This is a genomic window from Microbacterium sp. 05N427 (assembly GCF_056397105.1).
In genome coordinates, this window is the sequence record NZ_JBFTMT010000026.1 from 17,012 (window position 1) to 38,332 (window position 21,321).

A 21,321-nucleotide genomic window follows, 5' to 3' on the forward strand; every position below is an offset into this window, starting at 1 on the left:
CCCCGTTCCATCGTTCGTGTCCAATTGGACACGTAAGATTCCGAAACATCTTGACAACACTATCTCCTTGCTGGATATTTAAGTGACCAAGTGGTGATTAAAGGACGATGACGTCGCACCGCAGCGACGCCTCCGCTCCGAGATCCCATCCCTCGCTCTGACAGGAAGCACACATGCACATCACGCGCGCACTCCGTGTCGCCGCCGCGGTCGTCGCCGTCGGCGCGGCCGCCGCCCTCGCCGGCTGCTCGTCCTCGTCCGGCAGCGCCGAGCCGGGTAAGAAGGGCGACCTGACCACGGTCAAGGTCGCCACGATCGGGCTCACCTCCGACGGGAGCCTGCTGACCGGGATGGCGAAGGGGTTCTTCGCCGATGAGGGGCTGAAGATCGAGACCTCGATCGTCGCGAACCCGCCCGCCGGGCTCGCCGCCGCGCAGAGCGGCCAGGTCGACATCGCCTACTCGCCCAGCATCCCGCTGCTGAACGCGCTCAGCCAGGGCGTGAAGATGAAGGCCATCGCGTCCGCCGACGGCTACCCCGACAAGGCGACCAGCGCCTCAGACCCCGCCTCGTTCGATGACACCGGCCTGTTCGCCAGTGCGTCCAGCGGCATCACCTCGGTGAAAGAGCTGGCCGGCAAGACCATCGCGGTCCCCGCGCGCAAAGCGCAGCTCGAGGTGGTCATCGCGGACCAGCTCAAGAAGAACGGCATCGACCCGACGACCGGCGTGAAATGGGTCGTGCTCGACTTCACCTCTGCCGTCGCGGCCCTGAAGAGCGGCAACGTCGACGCGGCGGGGCTGGTCAGCCCCTTCACCGCACAGGCGCTCTCCGCGGGCGACCCGCAGCTCGCGGCGCCGTCGATCGGCTTCTTCGAGACCGGCGCGACCGGCCTGTGGACGGCGGGGGACGCGACCGTGACGTCGAAGAAGGACGTCATCAGCGCATTCCAGCGCGCGATCGCGAAGTCCAACGAGTACGCCACCGCGCACCCTGAGGAGGCCATCAAGGCGGGACTCGCCTACACGAAGTCGACGCTCACGGTCGATCAGGTCAAGGTGCCCGTGTGGCCGGCGACGATCACGCCAGAGGACCTGCAGCGCCCGAACGACAAGATGGTGGATCTCGGGTTCCTGAAGAAGCCGGTCGACCTCACGGGCGTCATCCTCTCGAAGTGACGGCCATGACCCGCTTCCGCATCCTCCCCGCGCTGCTGGGCGCCGCCGGTGCGCTGACCGCACTCGTGGTGTGGCAGCTCGCCGCAACGGCCGGCCCGCTTTCCGGCGCACCGCTGCCCTCCGCCCTGGAGGCRCTGGGTGCGGCGGGCCGGCTGCTGGGCACGCCGCAGCTCTGGCAGGCGATGGCGGACACCCTGGTCATGGCCCTCACCGGGCTCATCGTCGCCGCGATCGTCGGCGTGCTGCTGGGCATCGCGATCGGATCCTCTCCGCTCGCGATGCACGCGACCAGAGTGCCGCTGGAGTTCCTCAAGCCGATCCCGCCCATCGTGATCCTCCCGATCGTGGTGCTGGTGCTGGGCCCCACGGCGGGGATGGGGACGTTCCTCGTCTTCTTCGGCTCGTTCATCGCGATCGCGGTGCAGTCCTCCGCGGGGGTCTTCGACACCGATCCGGTGGCTCGTGCGACCGGCGCGTCCTATGGGATGAGCCGCACGGAGATCCTCACCCGCATCGTCATCCCCAGCGCGCTGCCCTACATCGGCACCGCGCTGCGGGTGGCGGCTCCCACCTCGCTCGTCATCGCCGTCGTCGCCGGCCTGCTCGGGGGAGGGCCGGGGCTCGGCCAGAGCCTGCTCATGTCGCAGATCTCCGGCAACCAGCCCGAGCTCTTCGGCTACGTGCTGATCCTCGGCGTGCTGGGCCTGCTCATCCAGGGGCTGAGCCAGTGGGGAGAGCGGCGGCTGCTGCACTGGCACCCGCAGTACCGGAAGGCGGACCACGCATGACCCTCACCACGTCCGTGCAGACCAGCGCCCGGTTGCGGCGGGGTCGCCGCAACAGCGCCTCTCCGCGCTGGCTGCTGATCCTCGTCGAAGTCGCGGTCCCGATCGTCCTCATCGCGCTGTGGTGGATCCTCTCGGCGGGGTCGACCAACGCGTTCTTCCCGCCGCTGTCCGCGATCCTCGCTCGTCTCGGCGAACTGCTCGGCACTCCCGCGTTCCTCGGCGACATCGGCATCTCGGTGCTGAACCTCGTCGTGTCCTTCCTCATCGCGACGGTCGTCGGCGTGCTGCTGGGGTGCGCGCTCGGGCTGATCGCGCCGCTCAGCTGGTTCGTCGAGCCGACGATCCACTTCTTCCGGGCGATCCCGCCTGTCGCGCTCGTGCCGATCTTCGTCTCGCTGATCGGCTTCGGCAACGGCACCCGGATCCTCTCGATCTCGCTCGCCGCAGTGTTCCCGATCCTCATCTCGACGATCGACGGGGTGCGTGCGGGCGAACCCACGCTGCAGATGGTCGGACGGGTCTACCGGCTCACCCGGTCGGAGCGGCTCTTCCAGGTGACGCTGCCCGCGGCGAGCCCCCGGATCCTCTCGGGCATGCAGGTGAGCCTGATCACGGCGTTCGTGGTGATGATCGCGAGCGAGATGCTCGGATCGTCCGTGGGCCTCGGCGCGGCGACGCTCCTCGCGCAGCAGTCCTTCGCGATCGCCGACATGTGGGCGGGCATCATCGTGCTCGGAGTGCTCGGCTACCTGTCCACCGCCCTGTTCGTCCTGTTCCGCCGCACCGTCCTGCGCTGGTACATCGCCTCACAACAACTGGAGAAGAGCGAATGAGCACCGACACCAGCCCCCGGCTCCGCGTCCAGGGCCTCGCCAAGACCTATCGCACCAAGAGCGGCGACGTGCCGGTCATCGCCGATCTCACCTTCGATGTGGAGGCGGGGGAGGTGGCCTGCATCGTGGGCCCCTCCGGCATCGGCAAGACCACGCTGCTGAAGTGCCTCACCGGACTGCAGCCGATCACGTCGGGATCGGCGCGCATCGACGGCGTCGAGATCGACGGCCCGCCCGAGGAGATGGCGCTCGTCTTCCAGGAGTACACGCGCTCGCTCATGCCCTGGCTCACGGTCGACAAGAACGTCCGACTGCCGCTCCGGCACCTTCGGCTGAGCACCGCAGAGCGGGAGGAGCGCATCACGTCGGCGCTCGCCGCGGTCGGGCTCGCCGGTGCGGGGGCGAAGTACCCGTGGCAGCTCTCCGGCGGCATGCAGCAGCGCGTCGCGATCGCCCGGGCGATCGCGTATCGGCCCGAGGTGCTCGTGATGGACGAGCCGTTCGCCTCGGTCGACGCGCAGACCCGGTTCGAGCTCGAGGACCTGTGCCTGCGGATCCGCGCGCAGTTCGGCATGACGATCCTGCTCGTCACGCACGACATCGACGAGGCCGTGTACCTCTCTGATCGCGTCATCGTGCTCGGCGAGCGGCCCGCCCGCGTGACCGAGATCATCGAGATCGACTTCGGCGGACCCCGCGACCAGCTGGAGACCCGCGCCACGGCGGAGTTCGCCGAGCTCCGCACCCGCATCTTCGGACTCATCCGGAAGGCGGGCTGAATGGATCCCGCTGCTCGCGGCTACGAGGGCTTCCCCGGACGCATCGGCGAGTTCACCTCCGAGTCGGATCCCGCGTGGCGCGTCAGGCCGACCGCCCCGGAAGGAGCGCCGAACATCGTCGTCATGCTCGTCGACGACCTCGGCTTCAGCGACCTCGGGCCGTTCGGCAGCGAGATCCGGACGCCGTTCATCGACGCGCTCGCAGCGAACGGCTGGCTGTTCACGAACTATCGCACGGCACCGATGTGCTCCCCGGCCCGCGCCGCGCTGCTCACCGGACTGAACCCGCATCGGGCGGGATTCGGCTTCGTCGCGCACATCGATCCGGGTTACCCCGGCTTCGCGTGCGAGCTGCCGGCGTCCGCGCCCACGCTCGCGGAGTCGCTGCGGGCGGGGGGATACGCGACCTTCATGGTCGGCAAGTGGCACCTGACCCTCGAGTCGCGGCTGCACGACGGCGCCGACCGGTCGTCGTGGCCGCTGCAGCGCGGGTTCGACCGCTATTTCGGCTCGATGGACGGGTTCACCTCGCTGCACCACCCGCACCGCCTCGTCCAGGACAACTCCGTGCTCGACATCGCAGAGTTCCCGGACGGGTTCTTCCTGACCGACGAGCTGACGGATCGCGCGATCGGGATGATCGACGAGCTCCGCGTGAACGAGCAGCGCAAGCCCTTCTTCCTCTATTACGCGCACACCTCGGTGCACGGCCCGATCCAGGCGAAGGAGGAGGACATCGAGCGCCATCGCGGCCACTACGAGCGCGGCTGGAACGCGGTGCGCGAGGAGCGCTTCGCCCGCCAGCGCGCCCGCGGCATCGTTCCGGCGCATGCGGAGTTGCCGGCCGACGCCCTCGCGGACGGCGACCGGATCCCGCACTGGGACGACCTCGGCGACGCCGAGCGGGCGCTCTTCGCCCGCCACATGGAGGTGTACGCGGCCGCGGTCGACGAGATCGATCAGAGCGTGGGGCGCCTGCTCGCGCGGCTCGACGAGCTCGGCGAACGCGAGAACACGATCATCGTGATCGCCAGCGACAACGGCGGCACGGCCGAGGGCGGCCCGACCGGCACGCGCAGCTACTTCTCGCAGTTCGGGCTGCACGGCGCCGTCCCCGACGGGTGGGTCAGTGATGTGCCTCGCGAGCTGTCCGAGATCGGCGGGCCGCGCCTCTACGGGCAGTACCCGACGGGCTGGGCGCGGGTGTCGAACACGCCGTTCCGGTCGTTCAAGTCGAGTACCTACGAGGGCGGGGTGCACGCRCCGCTCGTGATCTCCTGGCCCGCCGGGGCGGCGTCGCCGGGACTCAGGGACCAGTTCGTCTTCGTGTCGGATCTCGCCCCCACGCTGCTCGAGCTCGCCGGGATCGCCCGCCCCGAGCAGTGGAACGGGATGGCCGCTCCAGAGGTCGACGGCGCCAGCATCGCCGAGATCCTCGCGGATCCGGCGGCCCCTGGGCGGGAGCAGCAGTACTTCGAGTGCGTCGGCCGGCGCGCGTTCGTGGAGGGGGAGTGGAAGGCGGTCTCGCCGATCCCGCCGACGCGGGCGCAGGGTGGCGCCGGGGGTGCGTGGGAGCTCTATCACCTGCCGAGTGATCCCACCGAGACAAGTGATCGCGCGGGGCGAGAGCCCGAGCGGGTGCGAGCGCTCGCCGAGCGCTGGCGCCGAGAGGCCTGGCGCAACACCGTCTTCCCGCTCGACGACGACGGCACGCTGCACTCGGTACGGCCCGACACCGAGGCCCCGCTGTCCGCGCCGGTCGAGCTCGTCCCGTTCCGTCCGCCGCTGGAGYGGTTCCGTTCTGCGCGGCTCACCGTGCTGCGCTCCTTCGAGGTGCACGCCGACCTGGACCTCGAGGCCGGTGCCGAGGGCGTGCTCCTCGCCCACGGCGATCAGGGCGGGGGATACCTCGTCGCCCTGGACGGTGACGAGCTCCTGCTCTCGTACAACGCCTACGGCGCGATGCGCCGGGTGCGCGCGAGCGCGCCGGATCCGGGACGTCATCGCATCGACCTGCGCGTACGGGCCGATCTCGGACTGCGCTGGAGCTTCGCGGTCGACGTGGACGGCGTCGAGCTGCTGCGCCTCGACGACGTGCCCATGCTCGTCGGCATGGCGCCCTTCACCGGCATCAGCGTGGGCTACGACTACGGCGGACCGGTGGACTGGGAGATCTACGAGCGGCACCGCTCCCACCGGTTCCGCGGCGGCCGGATCCTCTCCCTGCGCTACGTGCCGGGGCAGACGTCGCCAGAGGACGCGACCGTGCTCCGCGCGATCGAGCAGGAGATGCGCGACCTCGTCGACTGAGCGCGGGCCGCGGTCGGCGCGGGGGTGGCGCCGCGAGGGGGTGGCGCTGGTACGGGGTTGCGCTGATCCGTCGACGCCCCCTCTGGGGTTCGGCGCCCCCTCTCATTGCCGCTCATAGTGAGGGGCGCCGGCGCTGCGAGGGGGCCTCGACGGGTCAGGTCGTCTCGAAGAGGTTCGTGCTGTAGGGGACGCGCAGGGTGTCGGCGAATCGCTCGAAGAGGGCGGGGTCGCCGTCGAGGACGACCACTCCGGTCGCGAGGGCGTCCTGGGCGCTCAGGGTTCCGGCGAGCACGTCGCGGATCCCCGGTCCTGCGGTGATCTCGAGGTCGGCGTCCTCGACGAAACCGGGGTCGGCCGTGATGGCGCCCTCCCGCATCACGACGTGCACCTCGACCTCGCCGACCCGCACGTTGTAGACCGTGTCCCAGTCGGCCGGCACCACACCGGCGCCCGCCGCCACGCGAAGTGCGGCGGTGATCGAGGAGGTCGTGACGATCTCTCCCTCGCGGGGCTCCCGCATGCCGCCCGCGCCCCAACGGGACAGGGCGTCCAGCGCCGGTCCGAGCTCCTCGCCGCGGGGGGTGAGCCGGTAGACGACGGAGCGCTCGGTGCCGCTCGGAGCGGTGCGCGCGACGATCCCCGCGTCTTCGAGCTCCTTCAGTCGCGTCGACAGCGTGTTCGTGGGGATGCCGGGAAGGCCCGCGGCGAGTTCCGAGTAGCGCCGCGGTTCGACGCTGAGATCGCGCAGGATCAGCAGGGTCCAGCGCTGTCCGACGATCTCCGCCGCGCGCGCGAGACCGCAGAACTGGCCGTAGTGCTGGTTCGTCATGAAAATCAGAATAGCACTTGACTTCATTATTTGCAGTGTGCTTTATTTTTTGCAGTAACCCGGATTCGGGCTCATCAGCGAAGAGGAGAAGGACATGACCGCCACCATCGCCCCGGCCGAGATCGACGCCTCGCCGGAAACGGACGCCGGAGTCGCGGCGCGCAACCGCACCGCCTTGAGACTGCTCCTCGCCGCGGTCTTCGTCGTGTTCCTGAACGAGACGATGATGGCGGTCGCGCTGCCGAGGATCCAGGAGTCGCTGCACATCGATGCGACGCGCGGGCAGTGGCTGACCACGGCCTTCGCGCTCACGATGGCGGTCGTGATCCCCACCACCGGCTGGCTGATGCAGCGGCTGCGCACCCGGACGGTCTTCACGGTCGCGATGTCGAGCTTCGTCGTGGGAACGATCATCGCCGCCTTGTCCCCGGTCTTCGAGATGCTCGTGGTGGGTCGCGTCGTGCAGGCCATGGGCACCGCGGTGATGATGCCGCTCATGATGACGACCGTGATGACGGTCGTGCCCGCCGAGGAGCGCGGCCGCGTCATGGGGCGCGTCTCGATCGTCATGTCCGTGGCGCCCGCCGTCGGCCCCATCGTCTCGGGCGCTCTCATCCAGGTGCTCCCCTGGCAAGGACTCTTCTGGGTGATGCTGCCCATCGCGCTCACGATGCTCGCCATCGGGATCCGCCGGATCCCGAACGTCTCCGAGACGCGGGCCGTTCCGCTGGATGCACTGTCGGTCGTCCTCGCCGCCCTCGGGTTCTCGGCGCTCGTGTTCGGTCTCAGCCAGATCGGCGCGACCGCCGTCGGACAGGCGGCGGTGCAGCCCTGGATCCCGATCGTCCTCGGCCTGGCCGCGCTCGGACTGTTCGTCTGGCGTCAGCTGATCCTGCAGCGCAGCGACTCCGCGCTGCTGGATCTGCGGACGTTCCTCTCGCGGGACTTCGCCGTCGCCGTCGCGATGATGACGGTCGGCATGGTCTCCCTGTTCGGCGCCTTCATCGTGCTGCCGCAGTTCGCGCGCTACACGCTCGGCCTCGACCCGCTCTGGGTCGGCGCGATCCTGCTCCCCGGCGGTCTGCTGATGGGCCTCGCCGGTCCCACCGTCGGGCGCCTGTACGACCGCTTCGGTCCGCGACCGCTGGTCATCCCCGGATCCCTCGGTCTCGCGGCCTCCCTGTGGGCCCTCGCGTTCGGGCTCGGTGAGCACTCCTCCTGGGTCGTGCTGCTGGGCGCTCACATCGTGCTGATGCTGTCACTCGCCTTCCTCTTCACGCCCGCGTTCAGTGCCTCGCTCGGTTCGCTCGCGCCGCAGTTGTACTCGCACGGCAGCGCGACGATCGCGACGCTGCAGCAGGTGGCCGGCGCGGCCGGCACGGCGATCTTCGTGGCCCTCTACGCGACCGGCGTGGCCGCGACCGGATCCGCGGATCCCGACCTGCCGTCGCCGGCGGCCGCCGCGGCGGGCTCGCACCTCGCGTTCCTCGCGGGAGCCATCCTGTCGCTGGTCGTGATCGGACTCGCACTGTGCGTGCGCCGGCCCGCGGCCGTGGAGGCGCCGGAGCACTGAGCCGCCGACGCCCCGCCTGAGCACCCAGGCCCCCTCGGAGCGACGCTCGCACGAGGGGGCCTGGATGCTGCGAGGGGGCCTCGGCGGAAGTGGGGAGAGCGGAGGGAGGCGGGGTCAGTCGTCCAGCAGGGCCGCGGCGAACATCGGGCGGGCGGCGTCGGCGCTCGGCGGGTGGAACAGGCCCGCGGTCGCGTCGCGGTAGAGCCGGCTCAGCTCGTGGCCGTTGTCGAAGCCGCTTCCGCTCGTGCACATGAGTGCGGCCTCTGCGGCCCGGCGCGCGGCGGTGGAGGCATTGAGGCGGGCGCCCACGAGGAGCAACGGCCAGCGCGCGCCGTGGTCGAGCAGCTCGTCGAAGTCGCGGCAGTAGGCCTCGAGCTGCGCCGGCACCGCCAGGTAGTCGAGGTGCGCATCGGCCAGCCGGGTGCGAGACTCCGGCACCTCGGCGTAGGTCGCGCCGGCCTTGGCGGAGCGGCGCTTCTTGAGTCCGTCGGCACCCAGGTCGAGGGCGCGGCGGGCGACGCCGGCGTAGACGGATCCGATCAGCAGCTGGAAGTTGCTCGTGATCGCGAAAGTGAGGAGATCCGGCACCCGGCCCACGGCGATGCGGCGGTTCACCCGCTCGGGCGCCATGCGCACGTCCTTCAGGATCGTCGCGCGGCTCTGCGAGGCCCGCATGCCCATCACGTCCCACGTGTCGGACACGGTGATGCCCTCCGTGCCGCGCTCGAGGAATCCGTAGACGAGCGTCGGGTTCTCGGGATCCGTGTCGTCGCGGCCGTGCGTGATGAGCCGGGTCCACACGGGGGAGAGCGACGTGAAGATCTTGACCCCGCTGAGGAGGTAGCCGCCGTCGGCCTGCGGAACGGCAGCCGTCTTCGAGTCCTGCATGACCCAGTCGTTGGAGGGCTCGCTGATCCCGAACGCGAAGATCTCCCCGTCCATCGCCTCGGCGAACACCACGTCGAGGGAATGGTCGCCGCGGTCGGCGAGAGCCTTCGCGACGCCCGTGCACATGAGGTGCATGTTGACTGCGAGGGCGGTCGCCGGGGCCGCGGTCGCGAGCCGCTGCTGCAGGTGCGAGACCTCGTCGAGACTCAGACCGGGGCCGCCGTGCGCCTCCGGGACGAACAGCAGCAGGTATCCGCGCTCGGTGAGCTCGGCGAGATCCTCGTCGAAGAACCGGTTCTCCCGGTCGTACACGGCCGCGCGCTCGCGGAAGCGCTCGAGCAGCTCGTCCGGCAGATAGCGCTCGGCGAGCTCGGCGTGACGGGTGAGACGGTCGGTCATCGTGCCTCCTGGGGCGAGAGTGCGGATCCTGGCCCGGATCCACGTCGTTTCGGGGCGTCACCGTGCGTTTTGGGGCGCGTGACACCGGGTCGGGACGGCGTACGGCGCCCCAAACGGTGAGGGTGCGCCCCAAACCGGCCGAGGCGCGCCATCACGACTGCTCCAGCACGAGGGCGCCGTTATGGCCGCCGAAACCGAACGACGGGGAGAGGACGCGGCGGATCCGGCCGGCCTCGCGCGCGGTGCCGCGGACGATGTCCCAGTCGTCGAACTCCGGGTCGTCGAGGTTGACGGTGGGCGGGATCAGGCCCGTCTGCAGGGTGCGGATCGCGACGATCGCCTCGACCGCCCCCGAGGCGCCGAGGAGATGCCCCGTGCTCGACTTCGTCGCGGTGAGAGGGATCGACCTGGCGCGGTCGCCGAACACGGCGCCGAGTGCGGCGAGTTCGGCCGCGTCTCCGGCCGGCGTGCCGGTGCCGTGTGCGTTGACGTGGTCTATGCCGTCCGAGGCATACGGGTCGAGGCCGGCGTCGGCCAGCGCCGCGGCGACGGCGTGGGCGGCACCGCGGCCCTGCGGATGCGGCGCCGTGGGGTGGTGCGCGTCGCTCGACTCGCCGAATCCCGCCAGCACGGCGAGCGGCTCCGCGCCGCGTTCGAGGGCGACGTCCTCGGCTTCGAGCAGCAGGGCAGCCGCCCCCTGGGACATCACGAAGCCGCGGCGCCCGCGGTCGAACGGGCGGCTGGCCGCGGCAGGATCCGACTCGTATCCGCTCGCGAGCGCCCGCAGGTTCGCGTTCGCGGCGAGGTTCACCGGGTTCACGCAGTCCTCCATGCCGACCACGAGCACGGCGTCGGCATAGCCGTGCCGGATGCGGCGCAGCCCCTCGCCGAGCCCGATCGCGCTCGACGCGCAGGTCGCCGTCACACCGTGCGCGGTGCCGTGGGCGCCGTACCGCTCGCTGAGCAGCGCCGCGGCAGCGTCCGGGGCGCCGTGCACGACGACGCTCAGCGGCACGCCGCGCGGACCACGCGCGTCGAGGGCGCGGGTGGCGGCCTGCATCTGGTCGATCGGGCCGGATCCGGTCGCGGCGAGGACGGCCGTGCGCGTCGGGTCCCAGGGGAGTTCGGCCCCCGCGCGCAGCGCGGCCGGATCGATGCCGGCGTCGGCGAGGGCCTGGTCCGCGGCGGCGATCGCCCAGAGTTGCACGGGGCTGAGGCGGCGGCTCAGCGGCGGATCCACGATCCCGGTCGCGTCGAATCCGCGGATCCTGCCGCCGATCCTCACGGCCAGACCCTGGAACTCCGGCTCGTCGAGGGCCGTGATCGCGCTGCGGCCGGATACGACCGCGTCCCACAGCGAGGGGACGTCGAGACCGCTCGGCGTGATCGCGCCGAGCCCTGTGGCGACGACGCGCCGATCCGCGCGGGTCACAGCCGCACCGCCTCGCCCGACTCGACCAGCGCGGCCGCGGCGGCGCGGCGGATCTTCCCGCCCGCGGTGCGCGGCAGGCGCGGCACGCGGTACCAGCGCCGCGGCACGAACTGCGGCGCGAGCCGCTCGCGGGCCCATGCCTGCAGGTCGGCCTTGGCGAGCGGCGTGCGCGGGGCGTCCTCGATCACGAGAACCACCAGGGCGCCGAGCCGCGCGTCGGGCACGGCGACCGCGCAGACGGCGCCGAGCCCTGGCATCGCATCGAACGCACGGTCCACGTCGGGCAGCGAGACCTTGTGCCCGCCGGTCGCCACGATGTCGCCCGCGCGCCCGGCCAGTTGCAGCCGCCCCTGCACCATGCGGCCCACATCATGCACGGTCGCCCAGCCGTCGGGCCCCCGCAGCACGGCATCGGTGGTCGTGGCCAGGTAGCCGTCCGAGCAGGCGGCGGCGCGGATCCACAGCGTGCCGAGCTCGCCGTCGAGCACCGCAGCGCCCTCGTCGTCGCGGATCTCGGCCGCCACCTCGTCGTACACGTCGAGCAGCGTGCCGTCGCCACCGCGGCTGTCGCCGATGAAGCCGATCTCGGCGGCGCCGTAGTAGCTGACCAGCCGCACGTGCGGCAGCGCCGCGGCGAGCCCGTCGCGCAGGGCAGCGGGCAGGTTCGCCCCGCCCGTGACCACGAGCTCGAGCCCGGTGAACGCGGACGGATCCCGGCGCGCGGCGTCGACGAGCACCTGCACCACGGCCGGGACCGCGACGATGCGGGTGATCCGCTCTGCGGCGACGCGGCGAGCGAGATGCACGGCGTCGAACGCGTCCGCGAGATGCGCCCCGCCACCGGTGGCGAGGCACTCGATGAGCGCGTAGAGCGTGAGGCTGTACGACAGCGGTCCCGGGGCCAGCGTCTCGACGCCGGGGAGCGGCTCGAGGTGCGCGCTCGAGACCGCGACGTTCTCGCGGTACTGCCGTCGCGTCTTCAGGAACGCCTTCGGATCGCTCGTGGTGCCGGAGGAGAAGAGCAGCAGGAAGGCCTCATCGCCGTCGCGCACAGTCGGCGGATCCGCAGGGATCGTCGCTTGCTCGCGATCCAGGAACTCCGCGAGCGTGAGCACGGTTCCGGTCCAGCCGGCATCGTCGAGGGCCGCGGCGAGCCCGGCGTCGTCGCTGATCACGAGTCCGATCCCGGCGGCGGTGACGACGTGCACGCGGTGCGGGAGGGGCCAGTGCGGGTCGATCGTGGCGGACACGGCGCGGAATCCGGCGAGGCCTGCGACGATCCGCGCGCCGTGGAAGGCGCTCGCGACGCTGACCGCGGTGATCGGAATGCCGCCCGTCTCGGGGGCGGGCGATGGGGGAGCGGTCTGGGCGCGATGCGCCGCGTCCACCACGGCGAACGCGCGGCGCGAGTCCTCGACGAGGCCTGCATAATCGAGAGCGCCGTCGACGCCCACGATCGCCTGCTGCGCGGGGCGTTGCGCGGCGATGGAGAGCACGGTCGTGGTGATCGGCATTCCCCGCCCTTCCCGTGACGCGTGCGCCCCGGCCCGGCCCGGACTTCGCCGATCCAGTCTATGACCGGGCCGCGGTCGCGGGACCTGTCGGAGCGCCGGACAGTCGTCCTGCATGCGGGGCCGCCGCGCCGATAGGACGCAGAGGCAACGGTGCTACTGTGAGCGAAGTCGGCATTCCTGCCGATGATCAGGGAAGACTTCTTGTCGACCGACTGGCCGTCTTTCGGCCCTCCGCTTTGCGTCGCCTCCTCTGCATGACCTTAGGAGAACGATGCACGCTCTTTTCGATGTTGATTCCGCTGAGCCGCGTGCCGCGGATCTGACCGACCAGATTCCTGGCCTTCCCGCGGGATCCACCGCAGTGATCTACTCCGAAGGCCAGTTCGGCGAGCAGGACGGCAAGACCGCGAACGGTCTCATCCGCCACTCCGAGAAGTACGAGATCCTGAGCGTCCTCGACAGCCGCCATGCCGGAGCCGATGCGGGAATGCTGCTGGACGGCCGGCCCAACGGCATCCCGGTGCTCGCGAGTCTTGCCGAGGCGATCGCTCACGCGGGCAAGACGCCCGATTACCTGATCTGCGGAGTCGCGCCCGCCGACGGACTGCTCTCCTCGGAACAGAGGGTGGTGCTCCTGGACGGCATCGCCCATGGGATGCACATCATCAACGGCTTGCACGAGTTCCTGAACGACGATGCCGAGTTCGTGGCCGCGTCCCTTCTGGCGCGCGTGTCCATCACGGACATCCGGCGCCCGCGCGAGATGCAGGATCTGCATCTCTTCTCCGGACGGATCTTCGACGTCACCTGCCCGCGGATCGCCGTCCTCGGCACGGACGGCGCGATCGGCAAGCGCACCACCGCGACCCTGCTGGTTCGGGCGCTGAACGAGCGCGGCATCCGCGCCGTGATGGTCGGCACAGGACAGACGACGATCATCCAGGGCGGCAAGTACGGTATCGCTCTTGATGCTCTGGTTCCCCAGTACTGTTCGGGTGAGGTCGAGGACCAGGTGGTCGCCGCGTTCGAAGGGGAGGATCCGGACGTGATCGTCGTCGAAGGGCAAGGCGCGCTCAGCCACCCCGCCTATCTGACGTCGGCGCACATCCTTCGCGGCAGCCGACCCGCGGGCGTTCTGGTGCAGCATGCTCCCACACGCCGCACGCTGGGGGACTTCCCGATGGTGCCGATGCCCACCCTGGCGAGCGAAGTGGCACTGATCGAGGCATTCGCCGACACCAAGGTCATCGGCGTGACGGTGAACCACGAAGGCATGACGGATGCGGAGATCGGCATGGCCATCGAGAGCATCGAGCTGGAGCTCGGCCTTCCCGCCACCGATCCGCTCACCCGCCCGCTCGATGCCCTCGTCGAGATCGTGCTCCGTGCGTTCCCGGAGCTCACCCCGATCACCGAGGGTCTGGTGTCCGCGCGGCCGCTCTGAGGGCGCCGTGCGAGGGGCGTTCTTGACCTCTCTTGCCATGCAAGCTAGCTTGTGAGGCATGACACCGGATGTCGGCGCGCAGATGCGCAAGGGCGTGGTCGAGTACTGCGTGCTCGGCCTGCTTGCGCGCGGTCCGATGTACGGCTGGGAGCTCGCCGAGCGGCTCTCGGATGAAGGCCTCATCGCCAGCATCGGCACGCTCTATCCGCTGCTGTCGCGGCTGCGGCAGAGCGACTGGGTGCAGACGTTCGAGCGGCCTTCGGATGCCGGGCCCGTGCGGCGCTACTACGAGCTCACGGAACACGGAGTGCAGCAGCTCGCCCGGTTCCGCGCATCGTGGACACCGTTCGCACGCAGCGTGGCTCACCTGATCGCAGAGGGGGAAGCATGACCGGAACCGAGGCGCAGAGCCTGCGCGAGGACTACCTGAGCCGACTCGACGCGGCCATCGCAGAGCTGCCGTGGCGCATCGCGAACGACCTGCGCAGCGGCATCGCGGAGGAACTCGACGGCCTCGACGCCGTGGCGGTGCGGGAGCGGATCGCGCAGCTCGGGGATCCGGAGCTGGTCGCCGCGGCCGCGCGCGAGGAGGCGGAGCCGCCCGTGCCGGTGGTCGTCGTGGCGCCAGCTCCGCCTCCGGCGCCCGGTGCGAAGCCGGCGATGGTGGACACGAAGTGGTTCGCGATCGTCGGCGCCCTGATGCTCGGTGTCGGCACGTTCGTGATCCCGATCGGCGGATGGGTGATCGGAGTGGCGCTGGTCACGTCGAGCCGCTTCTGGCGGCGGTGGGAGAAGACGGCGGCGATCCTGCTGCCGGTGCCGGTCCTCCTCCTGACCCTGCCGATCTCCTTCCTCGGCGCGCTGTGGCAGGGCGGTGGCTCGGCCTCGGGTCCCGGTCCGTCCAACCCGGTGCTGCTGCCGGGGCTGGCGCTCTGGCACACCGCGATCCTGCTGGCGTTCTTCACGATCCCGGTCGGCGCCGCGTGGTTGCTCTGGCGTCTGCGCGGGCGCGAAACCCCGCTGAGCTGACGACCCTCGACGAGCGGCACTGGTTTCTGCTCTGCTCTGCTGGGCGTCGGAGCCGGAGCCGGAGCCGGAGCCGGAGCCGGCAGGCCCGTCAGCCCGCCGTGTACACCTCGCGCCCCGCGAACCACGTCGACAGCACGCGCGCGTCGATGATGGCGTCGGCGGGGCCGCCGATCGCGTCGCGGTCCAGGACCACGAAGTCGGCCGACTTGCCGAGCTCCAGCGATCCGGTCTCGGATCCGAGGCCCATCGCCACCGCGGCGTTGCGCGTGAACACCTGCAACGCCTCCTCGGCCGTGATCGCCTGCTCGGGCCAGAGGGTTCCGGGAGCGCGACGCAGCGGATCCGCCCGCGTCACGAGACCCTGGATGCCCTCGAGCGGATTCGGGGACTCGCTCACCGGCCAATCGGATCCGCCCGCGACGAGCGCCCCGGCGTCGATGAGAGCGCGGTTCGGCTGGGAGTGCTCGGCCCGCTCGCCGAGCACCTCGGCCAGCATCTGCGGGATGACACCGGGGAACCAGATGAACGGAGAGATGTCGGCGACGACGTCGAGAGCGGCGAGGCGGGGGATGTCCTCCTCGGCGAGGAACTGCCCGTGCGCGATCTGGATGGGCGTCGTGACGCCCTCGGTGCGCAACCGCTCCGCGACGTCGAGCACGAGGCGGGCGGATCCGTCGCCGGTGCAGTGCACCTTGGCGCCGAGGCCGCGTTCGGCGACCTGCCGCAGCCAGCCGTACAGCTCGTCGAAGGTCATCGTCGTCTCGCCGTGGAAGTGCGCGCCGTGCGCGGCGTCGGCGACGTACGGCTCCAGGAACGACGCGGTGCGTGCGGGCGGCACCCCGTCGAGGAAGATCTTGACGAAGTCGGGGCGGTGGTGCGCGGTGCGGAACTCCTCGCCGCGGGCGATGAGCGGCGATCCGATGGGGTCGAATCCGAAGATCTCGTCGTTGATGAGAAGCGATGACACGACCCAGGCGTCGAGCTCGCCGTCCGCGTCGAGGTCCCGGAGCGCGCCGAGGATGTCGGTGGAGACGCCGGCGTCCTGGAAGGACGTGATGCCGTAGCTGTTCGCCAGGCGCACGCCGTGCGCCGACGCCGCCCTGTGCTGCGCGGAGGTCAGGCCGCCCGAGCGGTCATAGGCCTCCTGCACGGGGATCCCGGCGGCTTCGAGCAGGACCCCGGTGGGGGTGCCGTCCTCGTCGTCGAGGATCGTCACGCCGCCCTCGGGAACCGTATCCGGCCTGATGCCGGCGAGCTCGAGAGCGCGCGAGTTCGCCCAGCGATTGTGCCGGGAGTCCTCCACGAGCATCACGGGACGTCCGCCGGCGGCCTCGTCCAGCAGGTGGCGGGAGGCCGTGTTCGCGAGGGTCGGCAGCATCGTGCTGGCGACGGGACCGCCGATGATCCACGCGTCCTCCGGCAGCGTCGCGGCCTTCTCCCGCACGCGCTCGAGGATCTCGTCCAGGGTGAGCGAGGACGGCAGCGCCAGCTCGAACAGGTCCGTGCGTCCCGCCATCGCGTGGTGGTTGTGCACGTCTGCGAAGCCGGGGTAGACCGCCGACCCGCCGAGCTCGAGAACCCGCGTGCCGGGACCGCGCAGCGCGTCGACCTCGGCACGCGTGCCGATCGCGGCGATCCTGCCGTCTCGCACGGCGAACGCCTCGGCCGCAGGGCGCGAGGGATCCACGGTGCGGATGACGTCCGCGACGACGATGAGCTCGGCGGGGGCGGTCGTCATATCAGGCTCCGGTTCCGAAGTACGCCGGCTCGAGCTCGGGCGCGTGCTGCGTCACCGAGATGAGGCGGCCCCAGGCGCCGAACGTGAAGTGCGTGGGCACCTCGCCGGTCTCGTCCAGGCCGAACAGGACGCCGTGCGAGCGGATCTTCGTGACGTCGCGGTGGTCGGCGATCGTGACCGAGGCGCAGGGGATGACCTTCTCGCGCCAGGCGAACACGTAGATGCCCGGGCGGATCTCCCACACGCTGTTCTCGTCGGTGTCGGCGAGCCCGCGCTCGGGACCGGCCAGGCACTGCCAGCTGTACCAGCGGTCGGAGAGGTACACGTGCTCGTAGGCGTGCTCGGTGCTGTACACCCACTCCACGCGGCGGCCGATCAGCGCGGTCGTCGGGTGCGGCTCGTCACCGGACGGCGCGGTGCCGTCGATCGTCGCGGTGCCGAAGTGGTGCTGCACGCGGGTGCGGCCCTTCTCGTCCGCGGGGAGGATCTCGCTGATGATCGACAGCACGCGGCCCGCGCGCAGGTCGACGACGAGCGAGACGGCTTCGTTCGGCAGGTAGTTGTGGTGGAACTGCACGAAGTACAGGTCCTGGTCGACCTCGAACGCCTCGTACGCGTCGGTGTCGCTGGCGGGCGCCGTGGGGTCGCCCTCGCCCGGGGAGTAGGTCCAGGTGACCTCGGTGTCGGCGAAGCGGTGCGCGATGCGGGTGCCGTTCGGCGCGGTGAGGTCGATCTCGCGGCCGGACAGGGCGGTCGTGTGCGGTGCCTTGTTCGCGTCGAATCCGGGGGCGAGGCCGTCCAGCGGAAGCCAGGTCGACGTGTCGGCGGGGTTCATGGTGGTCATGATGCTCCTTGGTGGGTGGTTCAGGCTGGGGATGCCGGCGGTCAGCGCGTGCTGAACTGCTCCAGGTCGGCGGCGAGACCGTCGTAGACGGCGGGCTTCGAGCGCTTCAGGTACTGCGCGTAGAAGATCCCGCCGATCACGGCGAGCACCAGCAGCAGCGGCAGCAGGTTGATCCAGAGCTCCTCGGATCCGGCCACGATGTTGAAGTTGAAGATCGCGAGGATCGAGATCGCCGCGAGGCCGAGGAAGCCGATTCCCGGGGCGATGAAGGTGCTCCACCAGCGGGTGTCGTGCAGTCGGCGGAAGTACACGACGATCGACAGGGCGGCGAGGCCCTGCAGGATCAGCACGCTGAGAGTGCCGAAGCCGAGCATGGCCGGTACGACCTGCACGATCGGATCGGCACCGGCGGCGAAGAAGATCACGGCGACGATCGCAGAGAAGCCGGCCTGCACGATGCCGGCGATCGCCGGGGACCCTGCGGCGCGGGTGCGGGCGAGCGCACGGGGCAGGATGCGGGCGCGCCCGAGCGCGTACAGGTATCGGCTCGCAGAGTTGTGGAAGGCGAGCATCGCGGCGAACAGGCTGACCAGCAGCAGGATCATCATGACCGTGGTGAGCGGGCCGCCGAGGTAGCGCTGCGCCAGCACGAAGATGAGGTCGCCCGTGGGCAGGTGCTTGAGCGCGACGGCCTGCGCGTCGGGAACCCCGATCGCACTGACGACGGCCCAGGTGGTCACGCCCAGGATGACGGCGATAGCGATGATCGCGGTGTAGGTGGCGCGCGGGACGGTGCGCAGCGGATCCTTCGCCTCTTCGCTGAACAGCGACGTGGCCTCGAAGCCGAGGAAGCCCGTGGCCGCGAGCAGCATGCCGATCGGCAGGGATCCGGAGAACACCCATTCCGGGCTGAACGCGGCGAAGGAGAAGCCCTTCTGCACGAACACCGAGACGTCGAAGACGAGCAGCATCGTCGTCTCGAGCACGAGGCAGACACCGAGCACCTTGGAGGAGAAGTCGACGCCGATCCTGGCGAGCACGAAGCAGACCACGATCGAGAGCAGCCCCCAGAGGATCCAGCTCATGTCGAAGCCGGTGAGCTCCATGATGATCGACTGCATGAAGAAACCGCTCGTGCCGATCGTGCCGACGACGAAGAAGTTGTACCCGAGCGTGGCGATGAGGCCGGCGATCAGGCCTCCGGTGCGACCGAGCCCCTTGACCACGAAGGCGTAGAAGCCGCCCGCGTTGACGAGCTGTTTGGACATCTGCGCGTAGCCGACAGCGAACAGCAGCAGGATCGCGGCGACGAGGAAGAACGACATCGGCGCGCCGCCGCCGTTGCCGAGCGCGATCGCGAGCGACGCGACGACGACGATTCCGGTAAGCGGCGCGACGGCGGCCAGCACGAGGAAGACGATCCCGGCGACGCCGAGGGCTCCCTGTCGCAGTGCGGTGTGGGTCTGTTGATCGGGTGTGGCGGTCACGTCGGCTCCTTCGCTCGGTGACGGCGCGTTCTTCCGGCCAGGGCGGGCCTCGCAGCGCGGACGTTGTGCTGCCGGGAAGACGGCTTTGTCGGACTCTGCCGAGTCTGCCCCTCCCGGGTGCGAGCGGCTTGCCCATGAGTGAAGGACGATGGTGTCAGCGTGCACACCCGTCGCGCGCCCCCTCGATCCGGCCTCGTCCGCGGAGCAGGATGGCGGAACGGAGCCGGTCGGTCTGACCGGATCCGCACACGGAGGGAGCGGCGATGGAGCTGCAGCTGCAGGGCAGGACCGCGCTGGTCACCGGCGCCGCCGGCGGGATCGGCCGGGCCGTCGCGCAGGCGCTCGCGGCGGAGGGCGTGCGGGTCGCGCTGCTGGATCGCTCGGCCGAGGGCCTCGCGGAGACCGCGGCGTCCTGCCCCGGATCCGTCCCCGTGGTCGCCGACGTCACCGACGAGGCCGCGGTCGGTGCGGCGGTCTCCGATGCGGTGGCGGCGCTCGGCGTGCTGCATACGGTGGTGTGCTGCGCCGGGATCTCGGGTCCGGTCGGATCCGGGATCGAGGGGATCTCGCTCGCCGAATGGCAGGCCGTGTTCGCCGTGAACGTGACCGGCGCGTTCCTGGTGCTGCGGGCCGCGCTGCCGGCGCTGCGCGAGGCGCCTGCGGCCTCGGTGGTGCTGGTGGCCAGCGACTCCGCATTCGTGGCGTCGGCCGGCATGGCGCCGTACTGCGCGTCGAAGGCCGCTCTCGTGCAGTTCGGGCGCGCGCTCAGCGTCGACCTCGCGGGGGACGACGTGCGCGTCACGACCGTGTCGCCGTCGATCGTGGACACCCCGATGAGCCGGGGTGACCTCGGCGATGCGGCGTTCGCGGCCCCGGCCTTCCCCGTGCAGACCGCCGAGGAGATCGCCGCGCACGTCACCTACCTCGCCTCCCCGCGCGCCCGCGCGGTGAACGGATCCGGGATCCTCAGCGACTTCGGGTACAGCGCCCGCTCGGGCTTCCCGGCCTGACCCTCGACATCATCCCCGACTCCCTCTTCTTCGATTTCCCCCGCCTTCCACGACAGGAGACCCCATGACCACCAACGGATCCACCGGACGCGTCGTCGTCATCACCGGCGGCGGCACCGGCATCGGTGCCGCGATCGCCGCCCGCTACGCCGCGGAGGGTGCGCACGTCGTCGTCGTCGGCCGCCGCGAGGCGCCGCTGCGCGAGGTCGAGCGCGCGGTCGGCGCGCACCCCGTGATCGCCGACGCCGCCTCGACCGAGGACGCGAAGCGTGCCGTCGCCGAGGTGCTCGCGACGTTCGGACGCATCGACGTGCTCGTCGCCAACGCCGGCGGACACGGCTTCGCGCCGGTGGGGGAGACGGACGACGCCGGATGGGAGGGCGCCATCCGCGCGAACCTCACCACGGCCTTCGTGATGGCCCGCGAGGCGCTGCCCGCGCTCATCGAGGCGAAGGGGCAGATCGTCGTGATCTCCTCGCTCGCCGGACTCTTCGCGGGTCCCTCGGTCGCGGGGTACACGGTCGGCAAGCACGCGCTCATCGGCCTCACCCGCACTCTCGCACGCGACTACGGCAAGCACGGTGTGCGGGTGAACGCGGTGTGCCCCGGCTGGGTGCAGACGCCGATGGCGGACGAGGAGATGGACGAGTTCGCGGCGCATGCGGGCCTCGGGTCGCGTGAGGAGGCCTACGCCACCGTCACGGCGGACGTGCCGCTGCACCGCCCGGCGCAGCCCGCCGAGATCGCCGCTGTCGTGCGCTTCCTCGGATCGGGCGAGTCGTCGTACATGACCGGATCCGTGCTCGTCGTCGACGGCGGCGCGCACATCGTCGACCTCCCGACGACCGCGTTCGAGCGCGCCGGGATGTAGGGCGCGTCCTGTCAGCGCGGTTCCGCGTTCAGTTCTGCGCGAGGGGAGCGGGGCCGTCCGGCTCCGCGGCCGGTGGCGATGCCGAGTCGGTGGCGCGCAGGGCCGGATCCATACGGGCGAGCACGGTGCGCAAGTCGGCGATCTCGGCGCGCAGCGCATCGACGTGTGCGACCGTCGCCGCCTGGCGGCTGGTGTTCTCGGCCGACACCTGCTCGACGATCCACGAGGCGAACGTCGCCGAGACGACACCGAGCAGGGCGATCCCGCTGAGCATGAGCCCGACGGCGATCATCCTGCCCTCCRGCGTGATCGGTGCGAGGTCGCCGTAGCCGACGGTCGTGATGGTCGTGAAGGCCCACCAGAGGGCATCAGGGA

At 70.8% G+C, this 21,321-nt stretch carries 19 protein-coding genes; 11 read left to right on the plus strand and 8 right to left on the minus strand.

The genetic code is table 11. From position 1 onward, the window contains the following. Positions 1-173 precede the first annotated feature (173 nt). Genes AC1DG4_RS18420 through AC1DG4_RS18440 form a run of 5 tightly spaced genes read left to right on the plus strand, consistent with a single transcriptional unit; the run spans position 174 to position 5,888 of the window. Positions 174-1,178 (plus strand): ABC transporter substrate-binding protein, encoded by a 1,005-nt coding sequence (locus AC1DG4_RS18420; protein ID WP_477379939.1) that lies wholly within the window; start codon positions 174-176, stop codon positions 1,176-1,178. 5 nt (positions 1,179-1,183) lie between these two features. Further along, positions 1,184-1,966: an ABC transporter permease gene (locus AC1DG4_RS18425; RefSeq protein ID WP_477380403.1), complete on the plus strand. Its 783-nt coding sequence runs from the start codon at positions 1,184-1,186 to the stop codon at positions 1,964-1,966. Next, positions 1,963-2,799, plus strand: coding sequence for an ABC transporter permease (locus tag AC1DG4_RS18430; protein WP_477379937.1), 837 nt, complete (start codon positions 1,963-1,965; stop codon positions 2,797-2,799). Before AC1DG4_RS18425 ends, AC1DG4_RS18430 begins: the two co-directional genes overlap by 4 nt. Beyond that, positions 2,796-3,578 (plus strand): ABC transporter ATP-binding protein, encoded by a 783-nt coding sequence (locus AC1DG4_RS18435; protein WP_477379935.1) that lies wholly within the window; start codon positions 2,796-2,798, stop codon positions 3,576-3,578. The genes AC1DG4_RS18430 and AC1DG4_RS18435 overlap by 4 nt, the downstream gene beginning before the upstream one ends. Then, entirely contained in the window at positions 3,579-5,888 is a 2,310-nt protein-coding gene (locus tag AC1DG4_RS18440) for an arylsulfatase (protein WP_477421404.1), read from the plus strand. A gap of 154 nt (positions 5,889-6,042) precedes the next feature. Here AC1DG4_RS18440 and AC1DG4_RS18445 read toward each other — a convergent pair whose 3' ends face one another. Next, the gene (locus AC1DG4_RS18445) at positions 6,043-6,717 is read right to left on the minus strand and encodes a winged helix-turn-helix transcriptional regulator (RefSeq protein ID WP_477379931.1); all 675 of its coding nucleotides are present in this window, start codon (positions 6,715-6,717) and stop codon (positions 6,043-6,045) included. A gap of 94 nt (positions 6,718-6,811) precedes the next feature. On the opposite strand from AC1DG4_RS18445, the gene AC1DG4_RS18450 reads away from it, so the two are divergent. Beyond that, positions 6,812-8,290 (plus strand): DHA2 family efflux MFS transporter permease subunit, encoded by a 1,479-nt coding sequence (locus AC1DG4_RS18450; RefSeq protein ID WP_477379929.1) that lies wholly within the window; start codon positions 6,812-6,814, stop codon positions 8,288-8,290. A gap of 114 nt (positions 8,291-8,404) precedes the next feature. On the opposite strand, the gene AC1DG4_RS18455 is transcribed toward AC1DG4_RS18450, so the two are convergent. From AC1DG4_RS18455 to AC1DG4_RS18465, 3 genes are all read right to left on the minus strand, one after another. Then, on the minus strand, positions 8,405-9,577 hold the full coding sequence (locus AC1DG4_RS18455; protein ID WP_477379927.1) for an acyl-CoA dehydrogenase family protein: 1,173 nt from the start codon (positions 9,575-9,577) through the stop codon (positions 8,405-8,407). 151 nt (positions 9,578-9,728) lie between these two features. Further along, complete coding sequence (locus AC1DG4_RS18460; RefSeq protein ID WP_477379925.1) at positions 9,729-11,009, minus strand: beta-ketoacyl-[acyl-carrier-protein] synthase family protein; 1,281 nt, start codon at positions 11,007-11,009, stop codon at positions 9,729-9,731. Next, on the minus strand, positions 11,006-12,523 hold the full coding sequence (locus AC1DG4_RS18465; RefSeq protein ID WP_477379923.1) for a class I adenylate-forming enzyme family protein: 1,518 nt from the start codon (positions 12,521-12,523) through the stop codon (positions 11,006-11,008). Before AC1DG4_RS18465 ends, AC1DG4_RS18460 begins: the two co-directional genes overlap by 4 nt. 271 nt (positions 12,524-12,794) lie before the next feature. On the opposite strand from AC1DG4_RS18465, the gene AC1DG4_RS18470 reads away from it, so the two are divergent. Genes AC1DG4_RS18470 through AC1DG4_RS18480 form a run of 3 tightly spaced genes read left to right on the plus strand, consistent with a single transcriptional unit; the run spans position 12,795 to position 14,996 of the window. Beyond that, positions 12,795-13,967: an N-acetyltransferase DgcN family protein gene (locus AC1DG4_RS18470; protein WP_477379921.1), complete on the plus strand. Its 1,173-nt coding sequence runs from the start codon at positions 12,795-12,797 to the stop codon at positions 13,965-13,967. A 58-nt stretch (positions 13,968-14,025) separates the two neighbouring features. Further along, the gene (locus AC1DG4_RS18475) at positions 14,026-14,358 is read left to right on the plus strand and encodes a PadR family transcriptional regulator (RefSeq protein ID WP_477379919.1); all 333 of its coding nucleotides are present in this window, start codon (positions 14,026-14,028) and stop codon (positions 14,356-14,358) included. Further along, positions 14,355-14,996 carry a hypothetical protein gene (locus AC1DG4_RS18480; RefSeq protein WP_477379917.1) on the plus strand — a complete coding sequence of 214 codons (642 nt, stop codon included), beginning with the start codon at positions 14,355-14,357 and terminating at the stop codon, positions 14,994-14,996. The genes AC1DG4_RS18475 and AC1DG4_RS18480 overlap by 4 nt, the downstream gene beginning before the upstream one ends. Positions 14,997-15,084: 88 nt before the next feature. Here AC1DG4_RS18480 and AC1DG4_RS18485 read toward each other — a convergent pair whose 3' ends face one another. The 3 genes from AC1DG4_RS18485 to AC1DG4_RS18495 are packed head-to-tail and all read right to left on the minus strand — an operon-like array spanning position 15,085 to position 19,065. Then, the gene (locus AC1DG4_RS18485; protein ID WP_477379915.1) at positions 15,085-16,734 is read right to left on the minus strand and encodes an amidohydrolase; all 1,650 of its coding nucleotides are present in this window, start codon (positions 16,732-16,734) and stop codon (positions 15,085-15,087) included. Position 16,735: 1 nt separating this feature from the next. Beyond that, entirely contained in the window at positions 16,736-17,578 is an 843-nt protein-coding gene (locus AC1DG4_RS18490; RefSeq protein WP_477379913.1) for a MoaF C-terminal domain-containing protein, read from the minus strand. A 41-nt stretch (positions 17,579-17,619) separates the two neighbouring features. Next, the gene (locus AC1DG4_RS18495; RefSeq protein WP_477379911.1) at positions 17,620-19,065 is read right to left on the minus strand and encodes an APC family permease; all 1,446 of its coding nucleotides are present in this window, start codon (positions 19,063-19,065) and stop codon (positions 17,620-17,622) included. A gap of 263 nt (positions 19,066-19,328) precedes the next feature. On the opposite strand from AC1DG4_RS18495, the gene AC1DG4_RS18500 reads away from it, so the two are divergent. Both AC1DG4_RS18500 and AC1DG4_RS18505 read left to right on the plus strand, forming a co-directional pair. Continuing rightward, the gene (locus tag AC1DG4_RS18500; protein WP_477379909.1) at positions 19,329-20,075 is read left to right on the plus strand and encodes an SDR family NAD(P)-dependent oxidoreductase; all 747 of its coding nucleotides are present in this window, start codon (positions 19,329-19,331) and stop codon (positions 20,073-20,075) included. A 64-nt stretch (positions 20,076-20,139) separates the two neighbouring features. After that, complete coding sequence (locus AC1DG4_RS18505) at positions 20,140-20,946, plus strand: SDR family NAD(P)-dependent oxidoreductase (protein ID WP_477379907.1); 807 nt, start codon at positions 20,140-20,142, stop codon at positions 20,944-20,946. A gap of 28 nt (positions 20,947-20,974) precedes the next feature. Here AC1DG4_RS18505 and AC1DG4_RS18510 read toward each other — a convergent pair. Continuing rightward, positions 20,975-21,321 (minus strand): potassium channel family protein (locus AC1DG4_RS18510; protein ID WP_477421405.1); only part of this gene is annotated, 347 nt, incomplete at its 5' end.